The sequence below is a fragment of the Streptomyces acidiscabies genome (assembly GCF_020010905.1).
Classification (GTDB): Bacteria; Actinomycetota; Actinomycetes; order Streptomycetales; family Streptomycetaceae; genus Streptomyces; species Streptomyces acidiscabies.
On sequence record NZ_JAGJBY010000001.1, the window covers coordinates 5,035,220 to 5,046,571 of the forward strand.

General features: G+C 71.9%; 1 protein-coding gene. It reads left to right on the forward strand.

Annotated features, from left to right (window positions below; translation table 11 throughout):
* The first annotated feature begins 10 nt into the window (after positions 1 to 10).
* Positions 11 to 11,326 (forward strand): type I polyketide synthase, encoded by an 11,316-nt coding sequence (locus J8M50_RS23020; RefSeq protein ID WP_010356043.1) that lies wholly within the window; start codon positions 11 to 13, stop codon positions 11,324 to 11,326.
* Positions 11,327 to 11,352: the final 26 nt, after the last annotated feature.

Below are 11,352 nucleotides of genomic sequence, written 5' to 3' on the forward strand. Positions count from 1 at the left end.
GTGACGTCCGATGCCGAGCAACGAGGAAAAGCTTCGCCACTACCTCAAGCGGGTCACAGCGGACCTCGGCCAGGCGCGCAAGCGGCTGCGCGAGGTGGAGGAGCGCGCCCAGGAACCGATCGCCGTCGTCTCCATGGCCTGCCGCTTCCCCGGCGACGTCCGCACCCCCGAAGCGCTCTGGGACCTGGTCGCCGAAGGCCGCGACGCCATCGGCGAGGTCCCCGCGGACCGGGGCTGGGAGACGCCGGACATCAAGGGGGGCTTCCTGGCCGACGCGCCCGGCTTCGACGCCGCGTTCTTCGGGATCAGCCCCCGCGAGGCCCTCGCCATGGACCCCCAGCAACGCGTCCTCATGGAGACGGCCTGGGAGCTCCTCGAACGCGCCGGCATCGACCCCGCCACCCTGAAACTGAGCCCCACCGGCGTCTACGTCGGCGCGGGCGTCCTCGGCTTCGGCGGCGCGCAGCCCGACAAGGCGGTCGAAGGGCACCTCCTGACCGGCAACGCCCTGAGCGTCCTGTCCGGCCGTATCTCCTTCAGCCTCGGCCTCGAAGGACCGTCGGTCAGCGTCGACACGGCCTGCTCCTCCTCCCTCGTGGCCATGCACCTCGCCGTGCAGGCGCTGCGGCAGGGCGAGTGCGACCTCGCGCTGGCCGGCGGCGTGACCGTCATGCCCACCCCCGCCGCGTTCGCCGAGTTCTCCCGGCAGGGCGCGCTGGCCCCCGACGGCCGCTCCAAGGCGTTCTCGGCCACCGCCGACGGCACCGGCTTCTCCGAGGGCGCGGGGCTGCTGCTCCTCGAACGCCTCTCCGACGCCCGCGCCCGAGGCCATGAAGTTCTCGCCCTGCTGCGGGGCTCGGCCGTCAACCAGGACGGCGCCTCCAACGGCCTCACCGCCCCCCACGGCCCTTCCCAGGAACGCGTCATCCGCGCCGCCCTCGCCAACGCGGGCCTGGGAGCCGCCGAGATCGACGCCGTCGAGGCACACGGCACCGGCACCCGGCTCGGCGACCCCATCGAGGCCGGCGCCCTGCTCGCCACGTACGGCCGCGACCGCGCCGACGGCCGGCCGCTGCGGCTCGGCTCGGTGAAGTCCAACCTCGGCCATCCACAGGGCGCCGCCGGCGTCGCGGGCGTCATCAAGATGGTGATGGCGCTGCGGTACGAGGAACTGCCCGCGACCCTGTACGCCGACGAGCCGACCCCGCACGTCGACTGGTCCTCCGGGGCCGTCGAGCTGCTGACCTCGCCGGTGGCGTGGCCGCGCGGCGAACGCCCGCGCCGGGCCGGGGTGTCGGCGTTCGGCATGTCGGGGACCAACGCGCACGTGATCCTGGAAGAGGCACCCGAGCCGGTTACCCAGGAGGAGCCCTCCGGCGCGGCGCCGGGCGCAGTGGTGCCCTGGGTCCTCTCCGCCCGGACCGAGAAGGCGCTGCGGGAACAGGCCCGACGACTGGCCGAGACCGTCGAGGCCGCTACGACCCCGATCCCGCCCGTCGACGTCGGCTGGTCCCTCGCCACCACCCGCTCGGCCTTCGAACACCGCGCCGTCGTCATCGGCCCCGACCGCGACACCCTCCTCACCGGACTGCGCTCCCTCGCGGCGGGCGAGGAGTCGATGAGCGTGATCACCGGGACCGCCGCCGCCACCGGCCCCGGACCGGTCCTGATGTTCCCCGGACACGGCGGCCAGTGGGCCGGCATGGGCGCCCGGCTCCTCGCGGAATCCCCGGTGTTCGCCGCCCGGATCACCGAATGCGAACGCGCCCTCGCGCCCTACGCCAACTGGTCCCTCACCGACGTCCTGCGCGGCGACGGCGCCGAACTGTCCCGGATCGACGTCGGCCAGCCCGTGATGTGGGCCGTCATGGTCGCGCTCGCCGCGGTGTGGGCCCACCACGGCATCGAACCCGCCGCCGTCGTCGGGCACTCGCAGGGCGAGATCGCCGCCGCCTGCGTCATCGGAGCGCTCTCGCTCGCCGACGGCGCCCGCATCGTGACCACCCGCGCCACCCTCCTGCGCACCCTGTCCGGGCGCGGCGCCATGACCGCCCTCGGCATGAGCCGCGACCAGGCCACCGAACTGATCGACGGACGCCCGGACGTCGTCGTCGCGGCCGTCAACGGCCCCTACTCCACCGTCGTCTCCGGCCCGCCCGCCGACATCGCCGCCATAGTCGAGGCCGCCCGCGCCCGCGACGTACGCGTCCGCCCCGTCGACTCCGACATCGCCGGCCACGGCCCCCACATCGACGAGATCACCGGCGAACTCACCACCCGCCTCACCGGCATCCGGCCCACCGCCTCCGACGTCGCCTTCTACTCCACCGTCACCGCCGCCCCCACCGACCCCGCCACCCTCGACACCGCGTACTGGGTGGCCAACGTCCGCAGCCCCGTCCGGTTCGAGGACACCGTCGACGCCCTCCTCGCGGCGGGCCACCGCCTCTTCATCGAGGTCAGCCCGCAGCCCGTCCTCAACCTCGCGATGGCCGGCATCATCGAACGCGCGGACGTCCCCGCCACGGTCGTCCCCACCCTGCGCGGCGGCCGGGGCGACACGAAACAGCTCACCCGCGCCGCCGCCCAGACGTTCACGGCCGGCGGTGACGTCGACTGGCGCCCCTGGTTCCCCGCCGACCCCACGCCCCGCACCGTCGCCCTGCCCACCTACCCCTTCCAGCACGAACGCTTCTGGACGGCACCTCCCGCCCAACGCCCCGGCGACCCCGCCGGACTCGGGCTCACCGCCTCGGGACACCCCCTCCTGCGCGCCTGCGTCGGCCTCGCCGACCGGGACGTACACCTGCTGAGCGGCCGTGTCTCCCGACGCTCCGCCCCCTGGCTCGACGACCACACCGTGGCCGGCCACCCCCTCGTACCCGGCGCCGCCCAACTGGAGTGGATCCTGCGCGCCGCCGACGACACCGGCTGCCCCGCCGTACAGGAACTCACCCTGGAGACCCCCCTCGTCCTGCCCGACACCGGCAGCCTGCGGATCCAGGTCGTCGTGGACGCCGCCGACGCGGACGGGCGACGCGACGTCCAGGTCTTCTCCCGGCCCGACGACGATGACACCCACCCCTGGACCTGCCACGCGACAGGCGTCCTCGGCCCCGGCACGACGGACGACACCCCGGACGGCACCCCCTGGCCCCCGCCCGACGCCCAACCCGCCGACATCGAACACCTCTACACCCGAGCCGACCGGAACGGGTACGGCTACGGACCCGCCTTCCGGGGCATCCGCAAACTCTGGCGCCACGGCACGGACGTCCTCGCCGAGATCACCCTCCCCGAAGAAGCGGGCGACCCGGACGGGTACGGCATCCACCCCGCCCTCCTCGACGCCGCCCTCCAGCCCGCCGCCCTCCTCCTGCCCCCCACCGACACCGGCCGCACCTGGCTCCCCTTCACCTGGAACGACACGACCCTGCACGCCGTACGCGCCACCACGGCCCGCGTACGCCTCACCCCGCTCGGCGACGGAATCGGCGACGGACTGCGGATCACCGTCACGGACGCCGTGGGCGCACCGGTGCTGACGGTACGAGACCTGCGCTCCCGCCCCGTCGACGCCGACCGGCTCGCGGAGATCGGCCGAGGGGCCCGGGACCGGCACGCCCTGTTCGACCTGGAGTGGGTCACGGCGGAGAAGGCGGCGGGCCCGGTGCCGTGGACGGCGTTGGAACACGGGGTCGAGGAGCTGGTGGAGGAGGTCGCGGGGGGTGCGGAGGCGCCACAAGCAGCGGCAGTGCTTCTCGAAAGCGCCGGTGAGGGCAGTGACGACGCGCTGGCCCTGACCACCCACGCCCTCGACCTCGTCCGGACCTGGCTCGCCGCACCCCTGCCCGACTCCCGCCTGACCCTCGCCACCAGGGGCGCCGTAACCTTCGACGGCAGCCCCGTGAACCCGGCGGCAGCCGCCGTCTGGGGGCTCGTCCGCAGCGCCCAGTCCGAACACCCCGACCGCTTCACCCTCATCGACCTCGGCCCGGACGACACACTCGCCGAGGCCATGGCGGCGGCGCCCCCCGACGAACCCCAACTCGCCCTGCACCACGGCGAGATCCGCGTACCCCGACTCGTCCGGGCCGCCACCGACCCCGACACCACCGAGCCGCTCGACCCGGACGGCACCGTCCTCATCACCGGCGGCACCGGAGTCCTCGGCCGGCTGGTGGCCGGCCACCTCGTGCGGGAACAGGGAGTACGGCGGCTGGTCCTGGCCGGCCGGCGCGGACCCGAGACCCCCGGCATCGCGGAGTTCCGCGCGGGCCTCGACGCCGACGTGACGGTCACGGCCCTCGACGTGGGCGACGCGGAGGCGGTGGCCGAACTGGTCGCGTCCATCGACCGGTTGACCGGCGTCATCCACGCGGCGGGCGTCCTGGACGACGCCGTCGTGACCGCCCAGAGCCCCGAGCGCCTGGCCCGCGTGTGGGCGACGAAAGCGGCCGGCGCACACCACCTCCACGAGGCGACACGCGACCTGGACCTCGACCTGTTCGCCGTCTTCTCCTCGGCCGCGGCCTCGCTCGGCAGCCCCGGACAGGCCAACTACGCGGCGGCCAACGCCTACTGCGACGCCCTCGTCCGACACCGCCGTACCGAAGGCATCCCCGGAATCTCCCTCGCCTGGGGCCTGTGGGAGTCGACCGCGGGGCTCACCCCGACCGACCTCGCCCGGATGCGCCGCACCGGCTTCTCCCCCCTCACCGACGAAGCCGGCCTGGCCCTCTTCGACAGGGCCCGCGCCCTCGACCACCCGTACGTCGTCGCGGCCGACCTCGATCCACGCGGCACCTCCGACGGCCTCTCCCCGCTCCTGCGCACCCTCACCGCGACCACCCTGCGACGCCGCGTCGCCTCGGGCGCCGACGACCAAGCCGCCCTTACCGCACGCCTGACCGGACTCGACGCGGACGACCGCATCCGCGTCCTCACCGACGCCGTCCGCGAGCACGTCGCCGCTGTCCTGGGCCACGGTTCCGTGGAGCGCGTCGGCGCCACGACCGCATTCAAAGACCTCGGCCTCGACTCGCTGACAGCGGTGGAACTCCGCAATCGGCTCGCGGTGGCGGGCGGGGTGCGGCTGCCCGCGACGATGGCCTTCGACCACCCCACACCCCGGGCCCTCGCCGCCTACCTGAGCAGCCGCCTCGGCGGTCCCGCCCAGACACCCGCCCTCCCCGTCGCCCTGCCGACGGGCGCCACCGACGAACCGATCGCGATCGTCTCCATGGCCTGCCGCTACCCGGGCGGCGTCACCTCGCCGGAAGAGCTGTGGGAGTTGGTCGTCGGGGGTGTCGACGCGGTGGGCGCCTTTCCCGCCGACCGGGGGTGGGACCTGGAGAACCTCTTCCACCCCGATCCCGACCATCCCGGCACCACCTACACCGACCAGGGGGGATTCCTGCCTGACGCGGGGGATTTCGATGCGGGGTTCTTCGGGATCAATCCGCGTGAGGCGTTGGCGATGGATCCGCAGCAGCGGTTGTTGCTGGAGACGTCGTGGGAGGTGCTGGAGCGGGCCGGCATCGATCCGGCCTCGTTGAAGGGGAGCCGGACCGGGACGTACGTGGGGGTGATGTACCACGACTACGCCGGAGGGCGGCACGCCGATCTGGAGGGGTACGCCTTCCTGGCCAGTACCGGGAGCGTGGTGTCGGGGCGGGTGGCTTACACACTCGGCCTCGAAGGGCCCGCCGTGAGCGTCGACACGGCGTGTTCCTCGTCGCTGGTCGCTATTCATCTCGCCGCGCAGGCCTTGCGGCAGGGGGAGTGCGATCTCGCTCTCGCCGGAGGCGTCACCGTCATGGCCGATCCGGACATGTTCGCCGGGTACGCCCGGCAGCGGGGGCTGGCGCCGGACGGGCGATGCAAGGCGTACGCGGCTGCTGCGGACGGGGTGGGACTCGCGGAGGGGGTGGGGCTGCTGGTGCTGGAGCGGTTGTCGGATGCTCGGCGCAATGGGCATCGGGTGTTGGCGGTGGTGCGGGGGTCGGCCGTCAATCAGGACGGGGCCTCGAATGGGTTGACCGCGCCGAGTGGGCCCTCGCAGGAGCGGGTGATTCGGCAGGCGTTGGCCAGTGGGGGGCTCTCGGCCGGGGATGTGGATGTGGTGGAGGGGCATGGGACCGGGACTCGGTTGGGGGATCCGATCGAGGCTCATGCGCTTCTTGCGACGTATGGGCAGGGGCGTGAGACTCCGCTCCTCTTGGGGTCGGTGAAGTCGAATATCGGGCATACGCAGGCGGCTGCTGGGGTCGCCGGGGTCATCAAGATGGTGATGGCTTTGCGTCGGGGGGTTGTGCCGGGGAGTTTGCATGTGGATGCTCCTTCGCCGTTCGTTGAGTGGGAGTCGGGTGCTGTGCGGGTGGTGGGGGAGTCGGTGGGGTGGCCTGAGGTGGGGCGGGTGCGGCGGGCTGGGGTGTCGTCGTTCGGGGCTTCGGGGACGAATGCGCATCTGATCGTGGAGCAGGTGCCTGAGGTTGAGGTTGCGAGGGGTGGTCAGGAGCGTGTGGTGCCGTGGGTTGTGTCGGCTCGGAGTGAAGAGGCGTTGCGTGCGTTGGCCGGTCGGTTGGTCGGGTGGGGCGGATCTTCTGCTGACATAGGTTGGTCGTTTTGGAGGGGCCGATCGGTTCACGAATGGCGAGCTGTTTTTTTGCGAGATGCGGCGGAAGCGCTGGCCAAAGGTGAGGGGCATGCCGATTTGGTCGGGCCCGCGTTGGCGTCTTCGGCGGGGGAGGTGGTGTGGTTGTTCAGTGGGCAGGGGAGTCAGGTCGTCGGGATGGGGGCCGGGTTGTATGAGCGGTTCCCGGTGTTTGCCGAGGCGTTCGATGAGGTCTGCGATCTGCTGGGGGGCTCGCTGAGGGAAACGGTTTTCCAGGGGCCGCAGGAGTTGTTGGATCGTACGGAGTGGGCTCAGGTCGGGTTGTTTGCGGTGCAGGTGGCTCTGGCCAGGCTTTGGGAGTCGGTGGGGGTTAAGCCGGATGTAGTGATCGGGCATTCCGTCGGGGAGATTGCGGCTGCGTATGTCGCGGGGGTGTTCGATCTCGCGGATGCGTGCAGGGTCGTGGGTGCGCGGGCTCGATTGATGGGTGCTCTTCCCGAAGGCGGGGCAATGTGTGCAATTGAGGCCACGCGGGGGGAGGTTGAAGAGGCTGGCGTGAGTATTGCGGCCGTGAACTCGGGTGACTCGACGGTGATTTCCGGGTCTGTCGGTGAGGTGGAGCGGGTTGCGGAGGCGTGGCGGCGGAAAGGGCGTCGTACGAAGCGGCTTCAGGTGAGCCATGCTTTCCACTCGGCGCTCATGGAGCCGATGCTGGACGACTTCGCTGAGGTGCTGGGCGGCGTCGCCTTCAAGGAGCCGTCTCTTCCGCTGCTGAGTAATGTGTCCGGCACGCTCGCGGGGGCGGAGATCGCGACCCCGGAATACTGGGTGCGGCACGTTCGTCAGCCGGTTCTCTTTCAGCCTGCGATTGCTGAAGTCGCTGACAGGGCTGGTGTGTTCGTGGAGATCGGGCCCGGTCCGGTGCTGATCACGGCTGCTCAGCACACGCTGACTACAACTCCGGTTCTCACCGCCTCCCTTGCCGAAGGTCGTCCGGACGATGTGGCGTTCATGCAGGCGATGGGGCGTCTCTACACCGCTGGGTACTCCGTCGACTGGTCGCTCTTCTTCCCCACCGACCCCGCGCCCCAGATCGTCGACCTCCCCACCTACCCCTTCCAACGCCAACGTTTCTGGCTGTCGAGCGGTCGAACTGGCGGCGATCCAGGGGGTCTTGGTCTCGTGGCGGCCGGGCATCCGGTCCTGGGCGCGGCAGTTGAGTTCGCCGATCGAGGCGGCTGTCTTCTGACGGGGCGCGTGTCCCGGTCGGGAGCGCCGTGGTTGGTGGATCACGAGGTGGGGGGTGTGGTGTTGGTGCCGGGGGCGGCGTTGGTGGAGTGGGCGCTCAGGGCCGGGGACGAAGTGGGGTGCGCTGTGGTGGAAGAACTGACCTTGCAGGCGCCCATGGTTGTGCCGTCGGACTCGGCTCTTCGTGTTCAGGTCGTGGTGGACGAGGGGGATGGTGACGGGCGTCGCGAGGTGCGTATCTACACCCGTTCCGACGACGAATGGACGTGCCACGCGATCGGCGTCCTGGCACCACGACTTCCCGAACCCGCCGAAGAAGCCCTCGCGGCAACCCCCTGGCCCCCACCCGGCGCCGAGCCCATTGACGTGACGGACTTCTACGCCCGCTCCGCGACGGACGACGGCTACCGATACGGCCCCGCGTTCCAGGGCCTGGACGCAGTTTGGCGCCACGGCGACGGCCTCTACGCGGAGGTCACCCTCCCCGAAGCCGCCGGCTCCCCGGACGGGTACGGCATCCACCCCGCCCTCCTCGACGCCACCCTCCACCCCCTCCTCGCCGCGCACCTCCAGGGCGACGAGACGCACGTCCCCTTCGAGTGGACCGGCGTGTCGCTGAGCGCGGTGGGGGCCACGACCGTGCGCGTTCACCTCACCCCGTCCGAGCGCGGAGTGGGGGTGACCGTCACCGATGCGACAGGCGGACCTGTCCTGCGTGTCGGCTCTCTCCGTACCCGCCCGATCGACCCGGCCCAGCTCTCCGCCGCCCGACAGCGCGATCTGCGGGGCCTGTTCACGGTCGAGTGGACGCCGGTCGAGGTGCCGGAGGCGGACGTGGACGACGCGGCCGTGCTGGTGGTCGACGGTGATGAACTGCCCGCCGTCGAGCGGGTGTTGGCCAGGGTTCAGGAAACCTTGGCCTCGGCCGACGACTCCCGTCTGACGGTGGTCACCCGGCGGGCGGTCTCCGTCGTCGGCGGTGACGCCGATCCAACTGCCGGAGCCGTCTGGGGTCTTGTCCGCAGCGCTCAGACGGAGCACCCTGGCCGCTTCGTCCTGCTCGACACCGACGGCGGCGACCTCCCGCATGTCCTGCACGCCCTCGACGAACCCCAACTGGCCCTGCGCGAAGGCAAGCTGTACATACCCCGGCTGATCCCCGCTCGCCGCCCCTCCCTCTCGCCACCCCCGGGTGAACCCGCGTGGCGGCTGCGCATGGCGGGCGGTGGCTCGCTCGACGCCCTGACGGCGGTCCCGTGCCCCGAGGTCCTCGCGCCCTTGGCGCCGGGCCGGGTCCGGGTCTCCGTACACGCCGCCGGCATCAACTTCCGTGACGTACTGGTCGCGTTGGGGATGGTTCCGGCGTACGGGGCGATGGGCGGCGAGGGTGCCGGTGTCGTGACGGAGGTCGGTCCCGGTGTCACCCGGGTGTCGGTCGGCGATCGCGTGATGGGCGTGTTCGAGGGGGCCTTCGGGCCGGTGGCGGTCGCTGATGAGCAGTTGATGACGCGGGTCCCCGACGGATGGGACATGCGTCAGGCCGCCGGGGCGCCCGCAGCGTTCCTCACGGCCTGGTACGGGCTGGTCGAACTGGCTGAACTCCGGGCCGGTGAAAGGGTGTTGATCCACGCCGCGACGGGCGGGGTGGGGATGGCGGCCGTGCAGGTCGCCCGGCATCTGGGCGCCGAGGTGTTCGCGACCGCGAGCCCCGTCAAGCACGCTGTGCTGGAGGAGCTGGGGATCGACGAGGCGCATCGGGCCTCTTCGCGGGAGCTGGGGTTCGCGGGGAAGTTCGGGCGCGTGGACGTCGTACTAAACAGCCTTACCGGTGACTTGATCGACGAGTCTTTCCAACTCCTCGGCGCGGGTGGGCGGTTCCTGGAGATGGGGAAGACCGATCTCCGGGACCCCGAGGCGCACCCCGGCGTCATGTACGCGGTGTACGACGCGAGCGTGGACGCCGAGCCCGAGCGGATCGGGGAGATCTTCGACGGACTGGGTGCGCTGTTCGCCTCAGAACGGCTTAAGCCGCTCCCGATACGTTCCTGGCCGCTGGCCGATACGGGGGAGGCGTTGCGGTTCATGAGTCAGGCGAAACACACCGGGAAACTCGTCCTCGACATCCCACCCGCCCTCGACCCCGAAGGCACCGTACTGATCACCGGCGGCATGGGGATGCTCGGGCAGGTCACCGCCGAACACCTCGTGCGCGCATACGGCGTACGGCGTCTGATCCTGGCCGGACGGCGTGGCGCGCAGGCTCCCGGTGCCGACGAACTCGTGGCGAAACTCGGCGAGTTGGGCGCCGAAGCCACTGTCGTCGCCCTCGACGTGAGCGACCCCGACGCAGTGGCCCGACTGGTCGCGTCCACCGACCGGCTGACCGGCGTCATCCACTCCGCGGGTGTCCTGGACGACGCGGTGGTGACCGCCCAGACCCCCGAGCGGCTGGCGACGGTGTGGGCGGCGAAGGCCACCGCCGCCGCGAACCTCCACCGGGCGACCCGGGACGTGCGGCTCGGCCTGTTCGCCGTGTTCTCCTCGGTCGCCGCCACCCTCGGCAGCCCCGGACAGGCCAACTACGCGTCGGCCAACGCCTATTGCGACGCGCTGGCGCAACACCGCCGGGCCACGGGCCGGGCCGGTCTGTCCGTCGGCTGGGGCATGTGGCGGACCGAAGGAGGCATGGCGGGCGGACTCGGCGACACCGACATGGCCCGGCTCGCACGCGTCGGCGTCCGCGCGATGACCGCGGACCACGGGCTGGCCCTCCTCGACGCCGCACACCACCACGGCCACGCCCACGTCGTGGCCTGCGACTTCGACCCGCGCACCCTGGCCGCGCTCCCCGCCGACGCCCGGCCCGCCCTCCTGCGCGGCCTCGCCGCGACCACCACCGGCAGGCGCACCGCGTCGGCGGGCGCACACCCCGCCGACCTCGCGGCCCGACTCGCCGCCCTCTCGCCCGCCGACCGGCACCACACACTGGTCAAGCTCGTCAAGGAGCGGGCCGCCGCCGTACTCGGACACCACACGGACAGCGCAGTTCAGAGCGGAACCTTCAAAGAACTCGGCTTCGACTCCCTCACCGCTGTCGAACTGCGCAACACCCTGTCCGCCGCGACCGGACTGCGCCTGCCCGCCGGCCTCGTCTTCGACTACCCCGACGCCGACACCCTGGCCGCACACCTCGCGGGCCAACTCGCCCCCGACACCGCCGTATCCACCGGACAGGAGGCCACCGACCCGATCCTGCGCGAGGTCGCGCGGCTGGAGCGCGCACTGTCCTCCGCGTCCGTCGAGCACCTCGACACCGACGCGGTCACCGCCCGGCTGGAGACGCTCCTCGCGAAGTGGAAGACGGCCGGCGCCCCCGACGGGACGCGGGGAACCAAGGAACAGCTCCAGGTCGCGACAGCCGACCAGGTCCTCGACTTCATCGACAAAGAACTGGGTGTGTGACCGACCGTGCCGAAGGCTGGGTGAAC

Excerpts from the sequence above, each read along its gene's own strand:
- J8M50_RS23020 (WP_010356043.1), top strand. The coding sequence starts at position 11 with ATGCCGAGCAACGAGGAAAAGCTTCGCCACTACCTCAAGCGGGTCACA.